This window comes from Streptomyces sp. NPDC048270 (assembly GCF_040652335.1).
Classification (GTDB): domain Bacteria; phylum Actinomycetota; class Actinomycetes; order Streptomycetales; family Streptomycetaceae; genus Streptomyces.
This window is the reverse complement of sequence record NZ_JBEZLV010000022.1, coordinates 105,970-127,153: the sequence shown is the minus strand read 5'-3', so window position 1 is coordinate 127,153 and position 21,184 is coordinate 105,970. Positions and strand designations below refer to the sequence as shown.

19 protein-coding genes and 1 pseudogene are annotated in these 21,184 nt (G+C 72.1%); 11 read left to right on the top strand and 9 right to left on the bottom strand.

Going from position 1 to position 21,184, the window contains the following annotated elements:
• Positions 1 to 56 precede the first annotated feature (56 nt).
• Positions 57 to 410 carry a cytidine deaminase gene (locus tag AB0D66_RS21015; RefSeq protein WP_362305383.1) on the top strand — a complete coding sequence of 118 codons (354 nt, stop codon included), beginning with the start codon at positions 57 to 59 and terminating at the stop codon, positions 408 to 410.
• An 11-nt stretch (positions 411 to 421) separates the two neighbouring features.
• On the opposite strand, the gene AB0D66_RS21010 is transcribed toward AB0D66_RS21015, so the two are convergent.
• A complete protein-coding gene (locus AB0D66_RS21010) occupies positions 422 to 1,732 on the bottom strand; it encodes an MFS transporter (RefSeq protein WP_362305380.1) in 1,311 nt (436 codons plus the stop codon).
• A gap of 71 nt (positions 1,733 to 1,803) precedes the next feature.
• Here AB0D66_RS21010 and AB0D66_RS21005 point away from each other — a divergent pair, with 71 nt between their 5' ends.
• The 4 genes and pseudogenes from AB0D66_RS21005 to era all read left to right on the top strand — a co-directional run bounded on the left by AB0D66_RS21005 (position 1,804) and on the right by era (position 6,135).
• Positions 1,804 to 2,823: a helix-turn-helix domain-containing protein gene (locus AB0D66_RS21005; protein ID WP_362305377.1), complete on the top strand. Its 1,020-nt coding sequence runs from the start codon at positions 1,804 to 1,806 to the stop codon at positions 2,821 to 2,823.
• A gap of 142 nt (positions 2,824 to 2,965) precedes the next feature.
• On the top strand, positions 2,966 to 4,264 hold the full coding sequence (locus AB0D66_RS21000; RefSeq protein WP_362305428.1) for a beta-xylosidase: 1,299 nt from the start codon (positions 2,966 to 2,968) through the stop codon (positions 4,262 to 4,264).
• Positions 4,261 to 4,686: pseudogene (locus AB0D66_RS20995) on the top strand (DUF916 domain-containing protein); the annotation flags it as partial. The gene AB0D66_RS21000 and the pseudogene AB0D66_RS20995, both read left to right, overlap by 4 nt.
• A gap of 498 nt (positions 4,687 to 5,184) precedes the next feature.
• Entirely contained in the window at positions 5,185 to 6,135 is a 951-nt protein-coding gene (gene era / locus AB0D66_RS20990; RefSeq protein ID WP_266945927.1) for a GTPase Era, read from the top strand.
• Between the two features lie 85 nt (positions 6,136 to 6,220).
• On the opposite strand, the gene AB0D66_RS20985 is transcribed toward era, so the two are convergent.
• The 4 genes from AB0D66_RS20985 to AB0D66_RS20970 all read right to left on the bottom strand — a co-directional run bounded on the left by AB0D66_RS20985 (position 6,221) and on the right by AB0D66_RS20970 (position 9,235).
• Complete coding sequence (locus AB0D66_RS20985; protein WP_362305424.1) at positions 6,221 to 6,877, bottom strand: methyltransferase domain-containing protein; 657 nt, start codon at positions 6,875 to 6,877, stop codon at positions 6,221 to 6,223.
• A 125-nt stretch (positions 6,878 to 7,002) separates the two neighbouring features.
• On the bottom strand, positions 7,003 to 7,824 hold the full coding sequence (locus AB0D66_RS20980; protein WP_362305374.1) for a GNAT family N-acetyltransferase: 822 nt from the start codon (positions 7,822 to 7,824) through the stop codon (positions 7,003 to 7,005).
• Positions 7,825 to 7,879: 55 nt separating this feature from the next.
• Positions 7,880 to 8,149 carry a protealysin inhibitor emfourin gene (locus tag AB0D66_RS20975; protein WP_362305371.1) on the bottom strand — a complete coding sequence of 90 codons (270 nt, stop codon included), beginning with the start codon at positions 8,147 to 8,149 and terminating at the stop codon, positions 7,880 to 7,882.
• A gap of 9 nt (positions 8,150 to 8,158) precedes the next feature.
• Positions 8,159 to 9,235 (bottom strand): M4 family metallopeptidase, encoded by a 1,077-nt coding sequence (locus tag AB0D66_RS20970; RefSeq protein ID WP_362305369.1) that lies wholly within the window; start codon positions 9,233 to 9,235, stop codon positions 8,159 to 8,161.
• Positions 9,236 to 9,599: 364 nt separating this feature from the next.
• On the opposite strand from AB0D66_RS20970, the gene leuA reads away from it, so the two are divergent.
• From leuA to AB0D66_RS20945, 5 genes are all read left to right on the top strand, one after another.
• The gene (gene leuA / locus AB0D66_RS20965; RefSeq protein WP_362305366.1) at positions 9,600 to 11,363 is read left to right on the top strand and encodes a 2-isopropylmalate synthase; all 1,764 of its coding nucleotides are present in this window, start codon (positions 9,600 to 9,602) and stop codon (positions 11,361 to 11,363) included.
• Between the two features lie 497 nt (positions 11,364 to 11,860).
• Positions 11,861 to 12,556, top strand: a complete 696-nt coding sequence (locus tag AB0D66_RS20960; protein WP_362305363.1) for a TerB family tellurite resistance protein — start codon at positions 11,861 to 11,863, stop codon at positions 12,554 to 12,556.
• 516 nt (positions 12,557 to 13,072) lie between these two features.
• Positions 13,073 to 14,653 (top strand): nucleobase:cation symporter-2 family protein, encoded by a 1,581-nt coding sequence (locus AB0D66_RS20955; protein ID WP_362305360.1) that lies wholly within the window; start codon positions 13,073 to 13,075, stop codon positions 14,651 to 14,653.
• Positions 14,654 to 14,764: 111 nt separating this feature from the next.
• Positions 14,765 to 15,511: a DNA repair protein RecO gene (gene recO, locus AB0D66_RS20950; protein WP_362305357.1), complete on the top strand. Its 747-nt coding sequence runs from the start codon at positions 14,765 to 14,767 to the stop codon at positions 15,509 to 15,511.
• An 11-nt stretch (positions 15,512 to 15,522) separates the two neighbouring features.
• Entirely contained in the window at positions 15,523 to 16,350 is an 828-nt protein-coding gene (locus tag AB0D66_RS20945; protein ID WP_362305354.1) for an isoprenyl transferase, read from the top strand.
• A gap of 85 nt (positions 16,351 to 16,435) precedes the next feature.
• Here AB0D66_RS20945 and AB0D66_RS20940 read toward each other — a convergent pair whose 3' ends face one another.
• Genes AB0D66_RS20940 through AB0D66_RS20925 form a run of 4 tightly spaced genes read right to left on the bottom strand, consistent with a single transcriptional unit; the run spans position 16,436 to position 19,566 of the window.
• On the bottom strand, positions 16,436 to 16,864 hold the full coding sequence (locus tag AB0D66_RS20940) for a transcriptional repressor (protein WP_362305351.1): 429 nt from the start codon (positions 16,862 to 16,864) through the stop codon (positions 16,436 to 16,438).
• A 42-nt stretch (positions 16,865 to 16,906) separates the two neighbouring features.
• A complete protein-coding gene (locus tag AB0D66_RS20935; RefSeq protein WP_362305348.1) occupies positions 16,907 to 17,770 on the bottom strand; it encodes a metal ABC transporter permease in 864 nt (287 codons plus the stop codon).
• The gene (locus AB0D66_RS20930; protein WP_362305421.1) at positions 17,770 to 18,561 is read right to left on the bottom strand and encodes a metal ABC transporter ATP-binding protein; all 792 of its coding nucleotides are present in this window, start codon (positions 18,559 to 18,561) and stop codon (positions 17,770 to 17,772) included. The genes AB0D66_RS20935 and AB0D66_RS20930 overlap by 1 nt, the downstream gene beginning before the upstream one ends.
• 30 nt (positions 18,562 to 18,591) lie before the next feature.
• A complete protein-coding gene (locus AB0D66_RS20925) occupies positions 18,592 to 19,566 on the bottom strand; it encodes a metal ABC transporter substrate-binding protein (RefSeq protein WP_362305345.1) in 975 nt (324 codons plus the stop codon).
• Positions 19,567 to 19,721: 155 nt separating this feature from the next.
• Here AB0D66_RS20925 and AB0D66_RS20920 point away from each other — a divergent pair, with 155 nt between their 5' ends.
• Positions 19,722 to 21,104, top strand: a complete 1,383-nt coding sequence (locus AB0D66_RS20920; protein WP_362305342.1) for a glycine--tRNA ligase — start codon at positions 19,722 to 19,724, stop codon at positions 21,102 to 21,104.
• The last annotated feature ends 80 nt before the right edge of the window (positions 21,105 to 21,184 follow it).

The following is a 21,184-nucleotide window of genomic DNA, read 5'->3' as shown; positions in this document are numbered from 1 at the left end:
GGCGCCTGGGCGGGGCCGTCGTACGCCCCCGCCCAGGCGCTCCCTATGCTTCGCCCATGACCGACACCACCGGGATCGACCCCGAGGACAGCAAGATCATCACGCTGGCGCGCAGCGCCCGGGCCCGCAACGGAGTGCCGGAGGGCGCGGCGGTGCGCGACGAGACGGGCCGCACCTACGTCGCCGGCACGGTGGAGCTGGACTCCCTGAAGCTGAGCGCGCTGCAGACCGCCGTCGCGATGGCCGTGGCCAGCGGGGCCCGGTCGCTCGAGGCCGCCGCCGTGGTCAGCTCCGCCGACACCCCGGCCGACGCGGACCGCGCCGCCGTCCGCGACCTGGGCGGCCCGGACACCCCGGTGCTCCTGGCGGGGCCGGACGGCAGCCTGAAGTCCACCACCCCCGCGGGCTGACGCCCGGCGTCCTACGCTCCGGCCGGGACACCCGTCGCGGCCGGAGCCGGGCGGCGCCGGATGACCATCGACATCAGCGCCGCCATGGCGCACAGCGCGCCCGAGGCGTACCAGACGACGTCGTACGAGCCGAAGACGTCCCGGGCCAGACCGCCCATGAAGGCCACGGCCGCCGCACCCACCTGGTGCGAGGCCAGCACCCAGCCGAAGAGGATCGCCCCGTCCTCCCCGTAGTGCTCGCGGCACAGGGCGATGGTCGGCGGGACGGTCGCCACCCAGTCCAGGCCGTAGAAGACGATGAAGAAGATCATCGGCGGGTGCACGGCCGGCGCCAGCAGCATCGGCAGGAAGAGCAGCGAGACCCCGCGCAGCGCGTAGTAGACCGCCAGCAGCCGCCGCGCCTCGAAGCGGTCGGTGAACCAGCCCGACGCCACGGTCCCGACCACGTCGAAGACGCCGATCACCGCCAGCAGCCCGGCCGCCGCCGTCACCGGCATGCCGTGGTCGTGGGCCGCCGGTACGAAGTGCGTCTTGACCAGGCCGTTCGTGGAGGCCCCGCAGATCGCGAAGGTGCCCGCCAGCAGCCAGAAGGGGCCGGTCCGGGCCGCCTTGAACAGGACGGCGACCGCCCTGCGGGCGGCACCCTGCACCGGCGCGGGCTTCGGCGCGTAGGTGCCCCCGTACGGCGCCAGGCCCACGTCCGCCGGGTGGTCGCGCAGCAGCAGCCACACGAAGGGGACCACCGCGAGCGCGGTGAGCGAGACCGTGACCGCCGCCGGGCGCCAGCCGTGGTCCTCCACCAGCCAGGACAGCAGCGGCAGGAAGACCAGCTGGCCGGAGGCCCCGGCCGCGGTCAGGATGCCGGTGACCAGGCCGCGCCGGGCGGTGAACCACCGGTTGGTCACCGTCGCCGCGAAGGCCAGGGCCATCGAGCCGCTGCCCAGGCCCACCAGGACGCCCCAGAACAGCACCAGCTGCCACGCCGCGGTCATCCAGACCGTGGCGACCGAGCCGCCGGCGATGACCAGCAGGGCCAGGGCCACGATCCGGCGGATGCCGAAACGGTCCATCAGGGCGGCCGCGAACGGGGCGGTGAGCCCGTACAGCGCGAGGTTGACGGAGACCGCGAAGCCGATCGTGCCGCGCGACCAGTCGAACTCCTCGTGCAGCGGCTCGATGAGCAGCCCGGGCAGGGAGGCGAAGGCGGCGGAGCCGATGATCGTCACGAAGGCGACGGCCGCGACGAACCAGGCGCGGTGGACGCGCCCGGTTCGCCGGGGAGTGCGCGGGCCCGCCGTGGGGGCGGAGGCTGTCTGTGTCACCCGGCCAGCTTCCGGTGCACGGGCTCGCGCACGACAGTGGCCTGACTGTCACGCTTCGATATGATCGGGCCATGGAGCCGCCAGCCCAGCCCCACCGCATCGTCGTCCTCGCCCTCGCCGGGCTGCTCCCCTTCGAGCTCGGCATCCCCCACCGGATCTTCGGCCGCGCCAAGGATCCGGCCGGGCGACCCCTGTACGCGATCCTGACCTGCGCACTCGCCCCCGGCCCGGTGCCGACCGACGCCGACTTCGCGGTCCACGTCGAGCACGGCCCGGAGCTGTTGGCCACCGCGGACACCGTGGTCGTGCCCGCCTCGTACGAGCTCGGGCCGGTCCACGAGCACGGCCGGCTGACCGAGGAGCTCGCCGGAGCCCTCGCCCACATCCGGCCCGGCACCCGGCTCGTCTCCATCTGCACCGGCGGCTACGTGCTCGCCGCCGCGGGGTACCTCGACGGCCGCCGCGCCACCACCCACTGGGCCTCCGCCGCACACTTCCAGGAGATGTTCCCGGCCGTCCGGGTCGACCCGGACGTGCTCTACACCGACGACGGGGACGTGCTCACCTCCGCCGGAGTCGCCGCCGGAATCGACCTGTGCCTGCACATCGTGCGCCGCGACCACGGCGCGGCCGTCGCGAACGAAGTGGCCCGGCGGACCGTCGTACCGCCGCACCGGGACGGCGGGCAGGCGCAGTTCATCGAGCGGCCGATGCCGGAGCCGCAGCTCGCCAGCACCGCGGCGGTCCGCGCCTGGGTGCTGGACCGGCTGCACGAACCGCTGCGGCTGACCGACCTGGCCCGCCAGGAGGCCGTGTCCGTACGGACCTTCACGCGCCGGTTCCGGGAGGAGTCGGGGGTCAGTCCCGGCCAGTGGATCCTCGGCCAGCGGATGGAGCGGGCCCGGAGGCTGCTCGAGCGGACGGAACTGCCGATGGAGCGGGTGGCGCGGGAGGCGGGCTTCGGAACCGCGCAGTCGCTGCGCAAGCACGTGCAGGCGGCGCTGGGGGTGAGCCCCACGGCCTACCGGCGCACGTTCCGGGAGGCGGCCGCCGCGCCCTCCCTGCGCCCTCCCCTCCCTGACATCTCCTGATGGGCCATCAGACGGTGCCGGACCCGCGCCTTGACTTCTTCCGCCGCCCGCTCGTCAATGGCCCCCGGTCGGGGCGACGGAGCGCAGGGGGCGGGCAGTGCGGACAGGGGCGCGCAGCAGCAGATGGTCGGCGGCCGTGGGCATCGCCGCACTCGCGGCCGCGGCCGGGGGCGCGCTGAGCGCACCGGCCGCCGCCGAGGACGCACCGGCGGCCGTGGGACTCCCCGGGCAGGTGGAGTTCCCGACCCACTGCCTGCCGCCGCAGGAGGCCGGACTGCCGCCCGCCGAGGGGCCGACCAGCGCCCGGATCAGCGTCGACGACACCGCCCCGCAGGTCGGCGACACCGTCACCGTGACCTACCGGGTGGCCGCCACCCCCGCAGTCAACCCGGCCGGCGGGGAACTGCCGGCGGACGCGCTGACCCCGACCGGGCGGGTCCTGCTCGCGGGCGCCCAGAGCGGCGAGGTCACCGTGGTCGGAGCCCGGCGCAACAGCCCCGTGGCAGCCGGGGCCGCACTGCCCGCCGTCACCATGACGGGCACCTTCACCGTCACCGCGCCCGGTGAGATCACCCTGGCCCCCGGTGCGTACACCCTGCACACCGGCCACCCGCTGGACCTCGACACCGCGTGCACCGCCGCGGCCCCGGCCCCCGTCTCCGAGCGCCTCACCGCGACCCCCCTGCCGACGGCCAACCTCCGCCACGTCCTGCTCGCCGCCGCGCACGGGAAGCCCGGTGGCAAGGTCGAAGTCACCGGGGCCGGCTTCACCCCGGGCGCGGCCGTCACACTGGCCGGCCGGGCCGGCGCCGCCGAGACCGCCGACCGGGTGGCCGCCACCGCGGACGAACTCGGCACGGTCCGGGCGGAGCTGCCGGTCACCGACCCGGCCACCACCGCGGTCGTCGCCTACGAGGGCCCGGCCTGGACCTCCGGACGGGGCGCGGGCCCGGCCGCCTACACGGTCCTCGACGCCGCCCCGCCGGCCCCCGGTACCCAGAAGCTCACCGCCACCGTCGAGCCGGGCGCCCTCGGCATGACCCAGGCCGGCCAGGAGATCACCCTGGGCGCCGTCCCGTACGGAGACGGCGGGGCCGCGCCCGGCCGGATCGGGACCGTCACCGTCAAGGACGCCCGCGGCGGCCCGGTCGGCTGGACCCTGACCGGCAAGGTCACCGACTTCACCGGACCGGGCGGGGTCCGCATCCCCGGCGCCTCCCTTTCCTGGACCCCCTCCTGCACCGCCGAGGCGGGCAGCCCGAGCCCCTGTGCGGCGGGCAGCGCGGGCGCGGTCGGCCCCGAAGGCGCGGTGCTGGCCTCCACACCCGACGCGGAGCGGGCCGGCGGCACCTTCACCGTCGACGCCGCGGTCACCCTGCAGGTCCCGCGCTACACCCCGCCGGGCGCGTACGCGGCGGTCCTGACCCTGACCCTGTCGTGAAGCGCCGGGGCGGGACGTGGCCCCGCGCGGCGGCGGCCGCGGCCGCGCTCGCCGCCGTGCTCCTCGCCCCCGCCGGGACGGCGCAGGCCGCGGACAACGGCCAGTGGTCCGTGCTCCCCGCCGCCAACACCGTCGGCCAGCGGCCCTACTTCTACCTCGCCGCCGCCCCCGGCCAGTCCGTCACCGACTCCGTGACCGTCGCCAACCGCACCGACCGCCCCCGCACCTTCCGGCTCTACGCCGCCGATGCCTACAACACCCCCCGGGACGGCGGCTTCGCGGTCCGCGGCCCCGAAGAGCCGCGGCTGGCCGCCGCCGCGTGGGCGGAGCTCGAGCGGGAGCGGGTCACCGTGCCGGCCCGCGGCTCGGTCAGCGTCGCCTTCACCCTGACCGTCCCCGACCGGGCGGAACCCGGGGACCACCCGGGAGCCGTCGTGGCCCTGGAGGACCGGCCCGCCGCCACGGCCCAGGGCATCGGAGTCCAGCAGGCCGTCGCCGCCCGCGTGTACCTGCGGGTGACCGGCCCGACCGCCCCCGCCCTCGTCGTCCGGGACGTCTCCGTCCACCGGCAGGGCTCCGGCGCGCGGGTCGCGTACACGCTCCACAACATCGGCAACGTCACCCTCCGCCCGCGCGCCGCCGCCACCGCCTCCGGGGCCCTCGGAAGGCCGCTGGCCGGACCGGCCCTCACCGGCCTGCCCGCCGAACTCCTGCCCGGTCAGGAAGTCCGGCTCCACGCCCGCTGGGAGGACCCGCCCGCAGCGGAACACGCGGAGGTGACGGTGCGCGCCGCGGATGGCGGAACCACAGCTCAGGGCCGTGCCGCCTACGCCGCGCACCCCTTCCTCGGCACCCTCCTCGCGGCCGGGAGCCTCCTCGCGGCCGCGGGCTGGTCGGCGCTGGGGGCCGCATCGGGGAGAATGGCCCGTATGAGCGATCGTTCCCCCGAGTCCACCAGCCCGCACCGTGCGGGCTTCGCCTGCTTCGTCGGCCGCCCCAATGCGGGCAAGTCGACCCTCACCAACGCACTCGTGGGCACCAAGGTCGCGATCACCTCCAACCGGCCGCAGACCACCCGCCACACCGTCCGCGGCATCGTGCACCGCCCCGACGCCCAGCTCGTCCTCGTCGACACGCCCGGCCTGCACAAGCCGCGCACGCTGCTCGGCGAGCGCCTCAACGACATCGTGCGCACCACCTGGGCCGAGGTCGACGTCATCGGCTTCTGCCTGCCCGCCGACCAGAAGCTCGGCCCCGGCGACAAGTTCATCGCCAAGGAGCTCGCGGGGATCAAGAAGACCCCCAAGATCGCCATCATCACCAAGACCGACCTGGTCGAGTCCAAGGTGGTGGGCGAGCAGCTCATCGCCGTCCACCAGCTCGCCGAGGAGCTGGGCTTCGAGTGGGCCGAGATCGTGCCCGTCTCCGCCGTCGGCGACAGCCAGGTCCAGCTGCTGGCCGACCTGATCGCGCCGCTGCTGCCGGAGAGCCCGCCGCTGTACCCCGAGGGCGACCTCACCGACGAGCCCGAGATGGTCATGGTCGCCGAGCTGATCCGCGAGGCCGCGCTCGAAGGCGTACGCGACGAGCTCCCGCACTCCATCGCCGTGGTCGTCGAGGAGATGATCCCGCGGGAGAACCGTCCGGCGGACCGGCCGCTGCTCGACATCCACGCCAACGTCTACATCGAGCGGCCGAGCCAGAAGGGCATCATCATCGGCCCGAAGGGCGCCCGCCTGAAGGAGGTCGGGATGAAGTCGCGCAAGCACATCGAGGCGCTGCTCGGGACCCCGGTCTTCCTGGACCTCCACGTGAAGGTCGCCAAGGACTGGCAGCGGGATCCCAAGCAGCTGCGCAAGCTGGGCTTCTGACCCCGGCCGCCGGGGCGGCTGGGCTTTTGACCCCAGCCGCCGGGGCGCCGGCCGGAGACGGCCGGCAGGATCCGAAAGAGACGGCCTAGCGCAGCCGGCGGACCTTCAGCGCGTTGTCGGGACGGGTGGCGGGCCGGCCGTCGGGGCCGGTCATGGTCTGGTCGTACGCCTCGGCCAGCAGGACCTCCCAGCTCCCCCCGGGCAGTTCCAGCTGTGCCAGGACCTCGTCCGGGGTCGGGAAGTGGATCTCCGCGTGCTTGTCCGGGTCCCACGAGGGCCCGCCCGCGTGGCCCGCGATCAGCAGGACCCCGCCGGGGGCCACGGCCGCGGCGGCTGTGCGCAGGATCCGCTCGCGCGGGAAGTCCCCGTAGGAGTGCAGGAAGCATGCGGAGACCAGGTCGAACTCCCCGGCGGGGAAGGACTCCGCGAGGTCGTGCCGCTGCCACTCGATGCGGCCGGCGAGCTCCGCCTCCTCGGCGTGCCGAGCCGCCCGCTCCAGGGCCACCCCGGAGATGTCGGTGCCGGTGACGTGCCAGCCCTGCCGGGCCAGCCACACCGCGTCGGCCCCTTCGCCGCAGCCGATGTCGAGGGCGCGGCCGGGGGTGAGGCCCGCCGCCTCGCGGACCAGGACCTCATTGGGCCTGCCGCTCCAGATGCGGTCGCTCTCGCTGTAGCGGGCGTCCCAGAACTCCTCGCCCGCGGCGGGTTCCTGCTGCTGGTGGGAGTGGTGGTGGTCGGACATGGTGGCCTCTTCCATGGGAGTCCCCCGGCGGTGGCTGGGGGAGGGTCTGCCGATACGGCCGATGCTGCGCCGATACCATCCGGACGGGCAAATATCCTTGCCGTTCCGGCAACCCCGCCGGGCCGTCAGGCGGACGGCTCCGCGATCAATGCCGTGGCCACCCGCCGGAAGCCGGCCCGTGCGTAGACGCGGGCCACGTCCTCGTCCCCCGCGGAGAGGAAGACCGTACGGGCACCGCGCTCGCGCGCCCGCGCCACCAGGGCCGCGGTGACCCCGAGGGCCAGGCCCTGGCGGCGGGCCGCCGGCAACGTGCCGACGCCGACCACCTCGGCCACGTCCCCCACCGGGTTGTACTGCCCCGCGCACAGCACCACGCCGTCCCGCACGGCCGCCGCCATGGCGGTACGGCCCGAAGCGATCATTCCGGACACCCGGGCCCGGCGCTCCGCCGCCTCCGGAGCGGCCGCGGCCGCCGCCAGCTCCGCCGGCCCCGCCTCGCCCACCGCCGTCCCGGGAGCCCCGAAGGCCAGCGCCGGGACCGTCACCGCCGCCGTGAGCAGCGGGTCGTCCGCGCCGAGCAGCCGCACCTCCGGATGCGCGGGGGCCGGTACCGCGGCCGGGTCCAGGACCATCAGCGGATGTGCGTGGACGTGCAGTCCCGCCGCCTCCACGGCGCCCCGCAGCGAGGGAGTGGTCTCGGCCACCCACTCGAAGGACTCGGGGACCTTCAGCTCCCGCTGCCGGGCCAGCACCCGCTGCACGTCGGCGGCGCCGGCCGCGGCCGCGCCGCCGAGCGCGGGCCGCGCGTAGTACTGCCAGCCCGCGCCCTCCTGGACGAACAGGGTCAGCGGCCCGAAGTCCTCGGCCCGCGCCCCGCCCACCCGCGGCACCGCGTCGTAGTAGCGCTCCAGCTCGGACAGCATCGGATCGATCATGTGGTCGGTCATCCGGACATCCAAGCAAAGGGGCGGGGCCCGGGCATCCGGGTTGTGGCCCGCCCGCTCAGGCGCCCTCCTTCAGGACCCGCGAGACCAGCGCCCGCTGCGCCTGCGACAGGTCCGGCTCCTGGCAGGCCACCGTCCGTCCGTCCACCGTGATCCGGTAGGAGAAGCCGTCCCGCACCGGTCCGCCCCCGCCGCCGGGTGCGGCGGGCCGCAGGGCCAGCAGGGCCAGGGCCCGCCACTCGGCCTCGTCCGGCCGGCCCGAGGTGTCCACCTCGGCCCGGCGCTCGATGCCCGCGAAACCGCCCGTCCTGATCACTTCGATCCGCATGGGAGCCCTCTACCCGCCCAGCGGGACGCCCACCGCCGACCACGCCTTCTGGAGGGCCCGGTGCTCGGCGCCCCCGTCCCCGAACCGGCGCACGGCCGCCGCCGCCGACAGCCGGGCGAAGTCCGCGAAGTCCGCGTCCACGGCCAGCTCCCCGCCGGTCAGGGTGTCGTACCAGATCTGTCCGGCCCGCTCCCAGGCCTTGCCGCCCAGCTCGGTCGCCGCCAGGTAGAAGGCGTGGTTGGGGATGCCGGAGTTGATGTGCACGCCGCCGTTGTCCCGGGAGGTCCGCACGTAGTCGTCCATCGTCGCGGGCTGCGGGTCCTTGCCCAGCTCGTCGTCCTCGTAGGCGGTCCCCGGCGCCTTCATCGACCGCAGGGCCTGCCCGCTGTCGACGGCGGGACCCAGCAGCCCGGCCCCGATCAGCCAGTCCGCCTCCTGCGCCGTCTGGTCCAGCGAGTACTGCTTGATCAGCGAGCCGAAGACGTCGGACATCGACTCGTTGAGCGCTCCGGACTGCCCGTAGTACTCGAGGTTCGCCGTGTACTGGGTGACTCCGTGGGTCAGTTCGTGGCCGATGACGTCCAGCGACACGGTGAAGTCGAGGAAGAGGTCCCCGTCCCCGTCGCCGAAGACCATCTGCTGCCCGTCCCAGAAGGCGTTGTTGTAGTCCTCGCCGTAGTGGACGGTCGCGTCCAGGGCCAGCCCGGCATCGTCGATCGAGCGCCTCCCGAACCCCTTCAGGAAGAGCTCGAACGTCGCGCCCAGCCCGGCGTACGCCCGGTTCACGGTGACGTCCCCGCCCGCGGGGTCGCCCTCGCCGCGCACCTTCGTACCGGGCAGCCGGGTGCGGTGCTGCGCGTCGTAGACCGTGCGGTTCGGGTCGTCCGAGAGGGGTGCGCCGAGGGCGGAGGCGACCCCCTGGACGGTGGTGACCCGGCGCCGGGTGCGCAGGAGGGAGTCGCGCTCGAGGGTGCTCAGGGCGGCACGGGCGCGCCGGGGGTCCTCGGAGCGGGCGATCCTGTCGAGGAGGTGCGGGGGCACGACGGTGCAGAAGACGGGGTGGCGGGGGGTACGGGAGGCATTCATGCCCGGCAATGTGGCAGTGGGTCACGGGCCTGTCACTAGCCGCGACCATGATTCATTCACTTGTCTGAAAGGGGCGGCGGCGAGTTGACGGATCGAACCGACTTTACGTAACGAAAGAGTTTTGGCTCACATAAGGTGCAAATCGGACGCCCGGGTCTTGCATACTGAAACAGGTCCTCGCGTTACGGCGCGGCTCGGCTAGGCTCGGCCCATCATGCGTATCGGGCTGCTTCTCCTTAGCTGCCGCGGCGAGGGTCTGTAGTCGTAGGCCGGCCCCCTCCCCGCGGAGTTTGGTGTTGCGGTTTTTGCGACCGCCGTCGGCCGTCCCAGCGAACTACCGCGGACACGCGAGGAGCCCCACGCCATGAGCCAGCAGCCTTTCATCGGTCGCCCCACGCCCATCACGAACGCGACCCACTCCCAGAAGCCCTCCGGGATGCCGATCCACAAGTACGGCTCGTACGAGCAGGTGGACATCCCGGACCGCACCTGGCCCGAAGCCCGCGTCACCAAGGCTCCCCGCTGGCTGTCCACCGACCTGCGGGACGGCAACCAGTCGCTGATCGACCCGATGACCCCCGCCCGCAAGCGCGAGATGTTCGACCTGCTGGTGCGCATGGGCTACAAGGAGATCGAGGTCGGCTTCCCGTCCTCCGGCGAGACCGACTTCGCCTTCGTGCGCTCCATCATCGAAGAGGGCGCGATCCCGGACGACGTCACCATCTCCGTACTGACCCAGGCCCGCGAGGACCTGATCGAGCGGACCGTGGAGTCGCTGGTCGGCGCCAAGCGCGCCACCGTGCACCTGTACAACGCGACCGCCCCCACCTTCCGCCGGGTCGTCTTCCGCGGCTCCAAGGAGCAGATCAAGCAGATCGCCGTCGACGGCACCCGCCTGGTCATGGAGTACGCCGAGAAGCTGCTGGGCCCGGAGACCACCTTCGGCTACCAGTACAGCCCGGAGATCTTCACCGACACCGAGCTGGACTTCGCCCTGGAGGTCTGCGAGGCCGTCTGCGACGTCTGGCAGCCGGCCGCGGGCCGCGAGATCATCCTGAACCTGCCCGCCACCGTGGAGCGCTCCACGCCCTCCACCCACGCGGACCGCTTCGAGTGGATGGCCCGCAACCTGACCCGCCGCGAGCACATCTGCATCTCCGTGCACCCGCACAACGACCGGGGCACCGCCGTCGCCGCCGCCGAGCTGGCCCTGATGGCCGGAGCCGACCGCATCGAGGGCTGCCTGTTCGGCCAGGGCGAGCGCACCGGCAACGTCGACCTGATCACCCTGGGCATGAACCTGTTCTCCCAGGGCATCGACCCGCAGATCGACTTCTCGCAGATCGACGAGATCCGCCGCACCAGCGAGTACTGCAACCAGATGGAGGTCCACCCGCGCCACCCCTACGCGGGCGACCTGGTCTACACCGCCTTCTCCGGCTCCCACCAGGACGCCATCAAGAAGGGCTTCGACGCGAGGGAGGCCGACGCGGCCGCCGCCGGCAAGACCGTGGACGACATCGAGTGGGCCGTGCCGTACCTGCCCATCGACCCGAAGGACGTCGGCCGCTCCTACGAGGCCGTCATCCGGGTCAACTCGCAGTCCGGCAAGGGCGGTATCGCGTACGTCCTGAAGAACGACCACAAGCTGGACCTGCCGCGCCGCATGCAGATCGAGTTCTCGCGGATCATCCAGGCCAAGACCGACGCCGAGGGCGGCGAGGTCACGCCGAAGGCGATCTGGGACGTCTTCTCCGACGAGTACCTGCCCAACCCCGAGAACCCGTGGGGCCGCATCCAGCTGCGCTCCGGCTCGACGGCCACCGACAAGGACGGCACGGACACGCTGACCGTCGAGGCGGTCGTGGACGGCGCGGAGACGGTCCTGAACGGCACCGGCAACGGTCCCATCTCGGCCTTCTTCGACGCGCTGGCCGGCATCGGCGTCGACGCCCGCCTGCTGGACTACACCGAGCACACCATGAGCGAGGGCGCCTCCGCGGTCGCCGCCTCGTACATCGAGTGCGCGATCGACGGCCGGGTCCTGTGGGGCATCGGCATCGACGCCAACACCACCCGCGCCTCCCTGAAGGCGGTCATCTCCGCCGTCAACCGCGCGGGCCGCTGATCCCTCGTACGCGAACCCCGTCCCTCCCCGCCGGAGGGGCGGGGTTCCGTCGTTCCCGCCCCCGCCCCGGCGGGCTCGTCCCCCAGCGCGAGGACCCGCTCCGTACGGATGGTGCCGGAGCCCACCGCGTTGACCCGGATCCCGCCCGCGGCCCCCTCCACCGCGAGGTGCCCGGTCCTCTTCGGCCAATCTCGTACGAAGGGCCGCCAGGCCGGGGGCGTTGACGTCGGACGCGGTCACCCGGCTCCCGGAGCGGGCCGGCAGCAGGGCGGTGGCGCGGCCGCTGCCGCTCGCGGCGCCGGTCACCGGACACGACTTCTCGTGCAGGCGCCAGAAGGTGGGGAAAACCGGGAGGCGGCGGGCAGACCGCGGGGGCGCAGATCGGCCAAGTCCGCGCCCCGCGACATGTTGTCCTGTCACACGACTGACGCATCCTCACCGATGTGGCTAACATCACGCCAACCGGCGATGCTGCCGGATGGTGACGGAGGTGCGACGTGCTGCCAGTTCGGGGTGGGGACGGCCGGAAGCTGACGGTCTGGGGCATCCGTACCACCTGGAGCACCGTGGGCGACGGGGAGTTCTTCTGCCCGGCCTGCGGTGGGGACCGCAACTACCGCAGGCGGACCGGGCGCCGCCGCTTCACCGTCCTCGGCGTGCCGCTGCTGCCGCGCGGCAGTGCCGGACCGGTCGTCGAGTGCCAGGGCTGCCGGGAGCGCTTCGCCACCGAGGTCCTGGACCACCTCACCACCACCCGCTTCACCGCCATGCTGCGCGACGCCGTGCACACCGTCGCGCTGGCCGTGCTCGCCGCGGGCGGGACCGGCTCGCGCAGCGCGCTGGAGGCCGCCGTGAGCGCCGTACGGGGCGCGGGCTTCCAGGAGTGCACGGAGGAGCAGCTGGAGTCCCTCGTGGAGGCGCTGTCCACCGACGAGGGGCGGCTCGGGCTGTACGGCGTCCCGGAGTGCTGCGGGGCCGCGCTGTCGATCGAACTCCACGAGGCGCTGGAGCCGCTGGCCCCGCACCTGGCGGGCCCCGGCCGCGAGTCGATCCTGCTCCAGGGGGCCCGGATCGCGCTCGCGGACGGCCCGTACCTCCCGGCCGAGCGCGAGGTGCTCTCCACCGTCGGGGCGGCGCTGCGCATCGACGCGGACGAGGTGGCCCGGCTCCTGTCGGCGGTTCGCGCGCCGTAGCCGGTCCGAAACGGGCGCCGCACGCGTAACGATCCGGCCACACGGGGCCGATTCCTGAGAGTTTCACGGGTCCGTCGAACCGCGGAGGCGATTCCTCCGTGCCCGGACCATCCACCCCTTGGACTGCCGGAGCGGGCCCTTCGAGTTGGCCCGCCCGCGCCCAGGTGAGGGGCGTATTCGCAGGTCAGGCCAGAGGGGCTGCATGGTCGCGGGGCGGGAACGGCTGCCTCCGTGCGGCTCTTCCCCTACGCCTCCGCCCCACAGTCCACCACTGGAGAAACCTACAGATCTGGGCGCCGGTGACGTCAACAGTTTGTAGAAGTCGACGATATCTGTGAGGCCCTTCACAGGCGTTCAATTCCGGTCACACGACAAGAAGCCGCCGTTAACACACCGGGGCTTCGATTCACGTGACGTACTGACAACCCTGGCGGACCAACGGGTTAGCGACCCACTTCGACCAGGGATCACCAGATCTCCTCTCACTTACCTCACCTCTTGAAGGGCAAGGCAGAGATGGCACGTGTCGCCGCCCGGCTTTCCGACGACGGACAGCAGAGCACGCACCCGGTCGACGAGGTGCTCCCCCTCCCCAAGCTCGCGCTGTACGGCTTCCAGCACGTACTCGCGTTCTACGCCGGTGCGGTGATCGTCCCGATCATCGTCGGCAACGCGCTGAAGCTGAGCCCTGAGCAGCTGGTCTACCTGATCAACGCGGACCTCTTCACCTGCGGCATCGCCTCGATCATCCAGGCCTGGGGCATCGGCCGGATCGGCGCGCGCCTGCCGCTGATCCAGGGCGTGACCTTCACCGCCGTCTCGCCGATGATCGCCATCGGCCTCGGTGCGGGCGGCGGAACCGCCGCGCTGCTGGTCATCTACGGCGCGGTCATCACCGCCGGCATCGCGACCTTCGCGTTCGCCTGGCTGCCCGCGAAGGCGTTCCGTACGGTCATGCGGCTCTTCCCGCCCGTCGTCACCGGCACCGTGATCACCGTCCTGGGCATCGTCCTGATCCCGGTCGGCCTCAACGACGCGGCGGGCGGCCTCGGCAGCCCCGACTTCGGCGAGCCGAAGCACTTCGCGTACGCCGGCGGCACGATGCTCTTCATCCTCGTCCTGATGAAGCTCGGCCGGCCGTTCGTCTCCAGCATCTCCATCCTCCTCGGCCTGGTCGGCGGCACCGCGGTCGCGTTCCTCCTCGGGGACGCGAAGTTCGGCGACGTCGGCAACTCCGACTGGATCGGCGTCACCACCCCCTTCCACTTCGGCGTCCCGAAGTTCGAGTGGTTCCCGATCGTGCTGATGCTGATCGTCATGCTGATCACCATGGTCGAGACGACCGGTGACACCTACGCGGTCGGCGACATCGTCGGCAAGGACGTCGACAGCGAGACCGTGGCCCGCGCCCTGCGTGCCGACGGCGCCGCGACCGCCCTCGGCGGTGTCCTCAACTCCTTCCCCTACGTCGCCTTCGCCGAGAACGTCGGCCTGGTGCGGATGACCAAGGTCAAGAGCCGGTTCGTGGTGGTGGCCGCCGGTGTGTTCATGATCATCCTGGGTCTGCTGCCCAAGGCCGCCGCGATCGTCGCCGCCGTCCCGCACGGGGTGCTCGGCGGCGCCGCGACCGTCATGTTCGCCATGGTCGCCCTCGCCGGTATCCAGACCCTGGCCAAGGTGGACCTGAAGGAGGAGAAGAACGCCCTGATCGTGGGCGTCTCGCTGGCCTTCGCCCTGCTCCCCGCGACCGTCCCGGTCTTCTTCACCAAGCACATGGACGCGGACCTGTCCTCGCTCCTCAACAGCGGTGTCACCCTCGGTGCCACGTCCGCCATCGTCCTCAACCTGATCTTCAACGGTCTGGCCAAGGACGAGGTGCCGGTGGTCCCCGTGGTCGCACTGCCCGCCCAGCCGGCGGCGGCCCCGGCGGGCGCCGAGAAGGCGGATCCGGCCGATGGGGCCGACGAGGCCGGAGAAGCCGGAGAAGCCGACGAAGCGGACGGGGCCGGCGAGGCCGACCGCGCCCAGACCGAGAAGGGCGAGAAGGCCGAGAAGGCCGTGACGGCGGACGGGGCGCAGGCCCCGGCCTCCTCCTGATCCTCCCAAGGGGTGCCGGCCCCCCGTCCGGACTCTCCCGGCCACCGCTCACGGTGGCCCGAGTCCGGGCGGGGGGCCGTCGCTGTCCCCGGTGCGGGTGACAATGGGCGCATGAGTCTGTTCCGCGACGACGGCATCGTGCTGCGCACCCAGAAGCTGGGTGAGGCGGACCGCATCATCACGCTGCTGACCCGCGGCCACGGCAGGGTACGGGCGGTCGCCCGCGGCGTGCGGCGCACGAAGTCCAAGTTCGGCGCCCGGCTGGAACCTTTCTCCCACGCCGACGTGCAGTTCTTCTCCCGCGGCAACGAGCTGGTCGGGCGCAGCCTGCCGCTCTGCACCCAGACCGAGATCATCGCCCCCTACGGCAACGGCATCGTCACCGACTACGCCCGCTACACCGCCGGCACCGCCATGCTGGAGACCGCCGAGCGCTTCGCCGAGAACGAGGGCGAGCCCGCCGTGCAGCAGTACCTGCTGCTCGTCGGCGCCCTGCGCACGCTCTCGCGCGGCGAACACGAACCCCACCTCATCCTCGACGCCTTCCTGCTGCGCTCGCTGGCCGTCAACGGCTACGCGCCGAGCTTCGACGACTGCGCGAAGTGCGGGATCCACGGCCCCAACCGGCACTTCTCCGTCGCCGCGGGCGGGGTGATATGCGGGGACTGCCGGGTGCCCGGCAGCGTCGTACCCTCGTCGGAGGCCATCGCCCTGCTCAGCGCCCTGCTGACGGGCGATTGGAACCATGCCGACGCGTGCGAGGCGCGTCACGTGCGGGAGGGCAGCGGGCTGGTCTCCGCCTATTTGCACTGGCATCTGGAGCGCGGGCTACGCTCCCTGCGATACGTCGAGAAATAGGAGCTGGGCACATGGCACGACGCGGGATTCTGGGACGCTCTCGCCGCGAGTACAAGGTTCCCGAGCCGCACCCGTCCGGTGAGCGCCCGCCGAAGATCCCCGGTGAGCTGGTCCCGAACCACGTCGCGGTCGTCATGGACGGCAACGGGCGCTGGGCCAAGGAGCGCGGCCTGCCGCGGACCGAGGGCCACAAGGTGGGCGAGGGCGTCGTGCTCGACGTGCTGAAGGGCTGCCTGGAGATGGGCGTCAAGAACCTCTCCCTGTACGCCTTCTCGACGGAGAACTGGAAGCGCTCGCCCGACGAGGTCCGCTTCCTGATGAACTTCAACCGCGATGTCATCCGGCGCCGCCGCGACGAGATGAACGAGCTGGGCATCCGGATCCGCTGGGTCGGGCGCATGCCGAAGATGTGGAAGTCGGTCGTCCAGGAGCTCCAGGTGGCTCAGGAGCAGACCGTCGACAACGACGCGATGACCCTGTACTTCTGCGTGAACTACGGCGGCCGCGCGGAGATCGCGGACGCGGCGCAGGCCATCGCCCGCGATGTGGCGGCCGGCCGGCTGGACCCGTCGAAGGTCAACGAGAAGACCTTCGCCAAGTACATGTACTACCCGGACATGCCGGACGTGGACCTGTTCCTGCGCCCGAGCGGCGAGCAGCGCACGTCCAACTACCTGCTCTGGCAGAGCGCGTACGCCGAGATGGTCTTCCAGGACGTGCTGTGGCCGGACTTCGACCGGCGCAACCTCTGGCAGGCCTGCCTCGAGTACGCCCAGCGCGACCGCCGCTTCGGCGGCGCCGTCCCCAACCAGCCCGAGGGCCCGGGCGCGGCCGGCTGAGATCCGCCGCCCCAGATCCCCGTCCATGGACACCACGGGCGGGGATCCGCTGTCGGGCGATCCTGGACCGCGACCGGACGCGGGTCTAGCCGGCCGCGGCGCAGTCGGCGCAGGTGCCGAAGATCTCCACGGTGTGGGCCACGTTCACGAAGCCGTGCTCGGCCGCGATGGACTCGGCCCACTTCTCCACGGCCGGGCCCTCCACCTCCACCGCCTTGCCGCACTTGCGGCAGACCAGGTGGTGGTGGTGGTCCCCGGTGGAGCAGCGCCGGTACACGGACTCGCCGTCGCTGGTGCGCAGGACGTCGACCTCGCCGGCGTCCGCGAGGGACTGGAGGGTGCGGTACACCGTGGTCAGCCCCACGGAGTCGCCGCGGTGCTTGAGCATGTCGTGGAGTTCCTGGGCACTGCGGAACTCGTCCACCTGGTCCAGCGCGGCCGCCACGGCGGCCCGCTGCCGGGTGGATCGTCCTCGTACTGGCGCGGCATTCGTCTCGCCAGGCGCAGTCGCCACCGGTTCCTCCTCGTATCGGCCTGCGGCCATTGTGCCAGCCCGCTAGACCTTCACATCGTCCCGCGTGCAGACCTCCTGCGCCGCGACGGCGGCTCTGGCCCGGCGCCGGGCCAGAGGAGCGGACAGCGCGGTCAGCGCCATGAACACGGCGATCGCGAGCAGCACGATCATGGCACCCGAGGGGGCGTTGACGTAATACGTGGTGGCGGTTCCGGTCAGGGAGACGGCCAGGCTGATGGCGACGGCCACGCCCAGGGTGGCAGCGAACCCGCGGGTCAGGCGCTGGGCGGCGGCGACCGGGATCACCATCATGGCGCTGACCAGCAGCAGGCCGACGATGCGCATCGCGACGGTCACGGTGACGGCGGCGGTGACGGCGATCAGCAGGTTCAGCGCGCGCACCGGAAGGCCCGTGACCTTGGCGAACTCCTCGTCCTGGCAGACGGCGAAGAGCTGCCGGCGCAGGCCGATGGTGACGGCGAGGACGAAGGCGGCGAGGATCGCCATCGCGGTGACGTCCTCGGCGGCGACGGTGGTGATCGAGCCGAACATGGCGCTGAGCAGGTTGGTCGTGGAGCCGCCGCCCACGTTGATGATCATCACACCGCCGGCGAGGCCGCCGTAGAAGAGCATCGCGAGGGCCACGTCCCCGCTGGTCTTGCCGCGGGAGCGGATCAGCTCCATGCCGACGGCGCCGACGACGGCGACCAGGGTGGCCATCCACACGGGGCTGGTGTGGAGCACGAAGCCGAGGGCGACACCGGTCATGGCGACGTGGCCGAGGCCGTCGCCCATGACCGCCTGGCGGCGCTGGACCAGGTACGTGCCGATGGCGGGCGCCGTGATGCCCACCAGGGCGGCGGCGATCAGCGCCCGCTGCATGAAGGCGTGGTCGAGGAGGTCCATCAGCTCAGCAGTCCCGTCCGCAGAAGCTCGGCGTCGTGCGCCGCGTGGGGGTGTACGTGGTCGTGGCCGGGCAGGGCGTGCTGGCCCACGGCCTCCGGGGGCGGGCCGTCGTGCACGACGCAGCCGTCCCGCAGGACGACGGCCCGGTCGATCAGCGGCTCCAGCGGGCCCAGCTCGTGCAGGACGAGCAGGACGGTGCTGCCGACGGCGACCTGCTCGCGCAGGGCGTTCGCCAGGACCTCCTGGTTGGCGAGGTCGACACCGGCCATGGGCTCGTCCATGAGCAGCAGCTCCGGCTCGCCGGCGAGCGCCCGGGCTATGAGCACGCGCTGGTGCTGGCCGCCGGAGAGGGCGCCCACGGAGACGTCGGCGTACCCGTCCATGTCCACGAGGGCCAGGGAGCGCTCGACGGCCGCCTTGTCGGCCTTGCGCAGCAGGCCGAAGCGGGTGCGGGCGAGCCGGCCGGAGGATACGACCTCGCGGACGGTGGCCGGGACGCCGCTGGCGGCCGTGGTGCGCTGCGGGACGTACCCGATGCGCGCCCAGTCGCGGAAGCGCTTGAAGTCCGTGCCGAAGAGCGAGAGGGAGCCGTCGGTGAGGGGGACCTGGCCGACGATCGCGCGGACGGCGGTGGACTTGCCGGAGCCGTTGGCGCCGAGCAGCGCGACGACCTCGCCGCGGCGGACGGCGAGGTCGATCCCGCGCAGCACGGGGCGCGAGCCGAGCGAGGCCGTGGCCCCGCGCAGGGATATGACGGGGTGGTCAGCGGCCTGCCCGGGCGGGGTCTGCATGGCTCGCGCCTCCGTAACTGCTGCTGTCATCTACTTGGCTCCGAGCGCCTTCTGGAGGTTCTTCAGGTTGGAGCGCATGACCTCGAAGTAGTCAGCGCCCTGGGACTTGTCGGTGATTCCCTCGAGCGGGTCGAGGACGTCGGTCTTCAGACCGGTGTCCCCGGCGAGGCTCTTCGCCGTCTTGTCGCTGGCCAGGGTCTCGAAGAACACCGTGGAGACATTCTCCTTCTTCGCGATCTCCTGGAGTTCCTTCATCCGGGCCGGGCTGGGCTCGGACTCGGGGTCGACGCCGGAGATGCCCTCCTGGTCCAGGCCGTAGCGCTCGGCGAGGTAGCCGAAGGCGGAGTGCGTGGTGATGAAGGTCCTGCCGGCCGTGTTGGCCAGGCCGTCCTTGAACTCGGTGTCCAGGGCGGTCAGCTTGGCGACGAGGTCGTCGGTGTTCTTCTTGTAGTCCGCCGCGTGGCCGGGGTCGGCCTTCTCCAGGGCCGCGCCGACGCCCTTGGCGATCTCCGCGTACTTGGCGGGGTCGAGCCAGACGTGGGGGTCCTCGCCGGCCTCGCCGTGGGCGTAGTCGTGGCCCTCCTCGCCCTCGCCCTCGGGGCCGTGGTCGTGGCCGGAGGCGGCGTGGGCCTCGAGCTTGGTGAGGGTGGCCGCGTCGACGACGTTCTTCACGCCGGACTGGGCGACGGCCTTGTCGACGGCGGGCTGCAGGCTCTTGAGGTAGAGGATCACATCGGCATCGGCGAGCTGCCCGGTCTGCTTCGGAGTGATCTCCAGGTCGTGCGGCTCGACTCCCGGCTTGGTCAGGGTGTCGACCTTCACGTGGTCCTTGCCGATCTGCTCGGCGAGGAACTGCATCGGGTAGAACGACGCCGTCACGTCGAGCGTGCCGTCCTTGCCGCCGGACTCGGCGGCACCGGCTCCGGAGCAGGCGGTGAGGGCCGTGGCGCCGAGGGCGACGGCTCCTGCGAGGGCGGCGGCGGGTATGAGGCGTCGTACGTTCATGACATCCATTTTCATCAAAAATGGAAACGGTTGTCAAAAACCCTGGTGGGAGAGGTGTGGGCGGGCCCGGGGAGGGGGATCCGATTTGAAAGGGGGGGTGCGGGCGCCGGTAACCTGAGGCATTCGCCGTTCGTCCTCGTAATGAAGAGAGCACCGTGGCCGCCGACAAGATCGACACCATCGTCAGCCTGAGCAAGCGCCGTGGCTTCGTTTTCCCGTGCAGTGAGATCTACGGCGGCTCCAGGGCTGCCTGGGATTACGGCCCGCTCGGTGTCGAGCTCAAGGAGAACATCAAGCGCCAGTGGTGGAAGGCGATGGTCACCGGGCGTGAGGACATCGTCGGTATCGACTCGTCCGTGATCCTGGCCCCCGAGGTCTGGGTGGCCTCCGGCCACGTCGCGACCTTCTCCGACCCGCTGACCGAGTGCACCTCCTGTCACAAGCGCCACCGCGCGGACCACCTGGAGGAGGCGTACGAGGCCAAGCACGGCCGCGTGCCCGCCAACGGCCTCGCCGACGTCAACTGCCCCAACTGCGGTGTGAAGGGCCAGTTCACCGAGCCCAAGCAGTTCTCCGGCATGCTGGAGACCCACCTCGGCCCGACCCAGGACACCGGTTCCAAGGCGTACCTGCGCCCCGAGACCGCCCAGGGCATCTTCACCAACTTCGCCCAGGTGCAGACCACCTCGCGCAAGAAGCCCCCCTTCGGCATCGCGCAGATGGGCAAGTCCTTCCGCAACGAGATCACGCCGGGCAACTTCATCTTCCGCACGCGCGAGTTCGAGCAGATGGAGATGGAGTTCTTCGTCAAGCCGGGCGAGGACGAGCAGTGGCAGGAGTACTGGATGGCGGAGCGCTGGAACTGGTACCGCGACCTCGGCATCCGCGAGGAGAACATCCGCTGGTTCGACCACCCGAAGGAGAAGCTCTCCCACTACTCGAAGCGCACCGCCGACATCGAGTACCGCTTCAACTTCGGCGGCAACGAGTTCTCCGAGCTCGAAGGCATCGCCAACCGCACCGACTTCGACCTCAAGGCGCACTCGGCCGCCTCCGGCCAGGACCTCGTGTACTTCGACCAGGAGTCGAAGGAGCGCTACACCCCGTACGTCATCGAGCCGGCGGCCGGTGTCAACCGCGCCATGCTCGCCTTCATGCTCGACGCGTACAACGAGGACGAGGCCCCGAACGCCAAGGGCGTCATGGAGAAGCGCGCCGTGATGCGCCTCGACCCGCGCCTGGCCCCGATCAAGGTCGCCGTCCTGCCGCTGTCCCGCAACGCGCAGCTGTCGCCGAAGGCCAAGGGCCTCGCCGCCGACCTGCGCAAGTTCTGGAACATCGAGTTCGACGACGCCGGCGCCATCGGCCGCCGCTACCGCCGCCAGGACGAGATCGGTACGCCGTTCTGCGTCACCGTCGACTTCGACACCCTGGACGACAACGCGGTGACCGTGCGCGAGCGCGACACCATGAAGCAGGAGCGCGTCTCCCTGGACCAGATCCAGAGCTACCTCGGCAGCCGCCTGCTCGGCTGCTAGGTCCGCGTCGGCAGAAGGCCGGTGGCCCGGTGCGCACGGCGCACCGGGCCACCGGCCTTTTCAGGTCGGGGCAGACCTCC

Coding starts and splice junctions, on each gene's coding strand:
- AB0D66_RS21015 (WP_362305383.1), top strand. CDS start 57: ATGACCGACACCACCGGGATCGACCCCGAGGACAGCAAGATCATCACG.
- AB0D66_RS21005 (WP_362305377.1), top strand. CDS start 1,804: ATGGAGCCGCCAGCCCAGCCCCACCGCATCGTCGTCCTCGCCCTCGCC.
- era (WP_266945927.1), top strand. CDS start 5,185: ATGGCCCGTATGAGCGATCGTTCCCCCGAGTCCACCAGCCCGCACCGT.
- AB0D66_RS20985 (WP_362305424.1), bottom strand. CDS start 6,877: ATGTCCGACCACCACCACTCCCACCAGCAGCAGGAACCCGCCGCGGGC.
- AB0D66_RS20980 (WP_362305374.1), bottom strand. CDS start 7,824: ATGACCGACCACATGATCGATCCGATGCTGTCCGAGCTGGAGCGCTAC.
- AB0D66_RS20975 (WP_362305371.1), bottom strand. CDS start 8,149: ATGCGGATCGAAGTGATCAGGACGGGCGGTTTCGCGGGCATCGAGCGC.
- AB0D66_RS20970 (WP_362305369.1), bottom strand. CDS start 9,235: ATGAATGCCTCCCGTACCCCCCGCCACCCCGTCTTCTGCACCGTCGTG.
- leuA (WP_362305366.1), top strand. CDS start 9,600: ATGAGCCAGCAGCCTTTCATCGGTCGCCCCACGCCCATCACGAACGCG.
- AB0D66_RS20955 (WP_362305360.1), top strand. CDS start 13,073: ATGGCACGTGTCGCCGCCCGGCTTTCCGACGACGGACAGCAGAGCACG.
- recO (WP_362305357.1), top strand. CDS start 14,765: ATGAGTCTGTTCCGCGACGACGGCATCGTGCTGCGCACCCAGAAGCTG.
- AB0D66_RS20945 (WP_362305354.1), top strand. CDS start 15,523: ATGGCACGACGCGGGATTCTGGGACGCTCTCGCCGCGAGTACAAGGTT.
- AB0D66_RS20935 (WP_362305348.1), bottom strand. CDS start 17,770: ATGGACCTCCTCGACCACGCCTTCATGCAGCGGGCGCTGATCGCCGCC.
- AB0D66_RS20930 (WP_362305421.1), bottom strand. CDS start 18,561: ATGCAGACCCCGCCCGGGCAGGCCGCTGACCACCCCGTCATATCCCTG.
- AB0D66_RS20925 (WP_362305345.1), bottom strand. CDS start 19,566: ATGAACGTACGACGCCTCATACCCGCCGCCGCCCTCGCAGGAGCCGTC.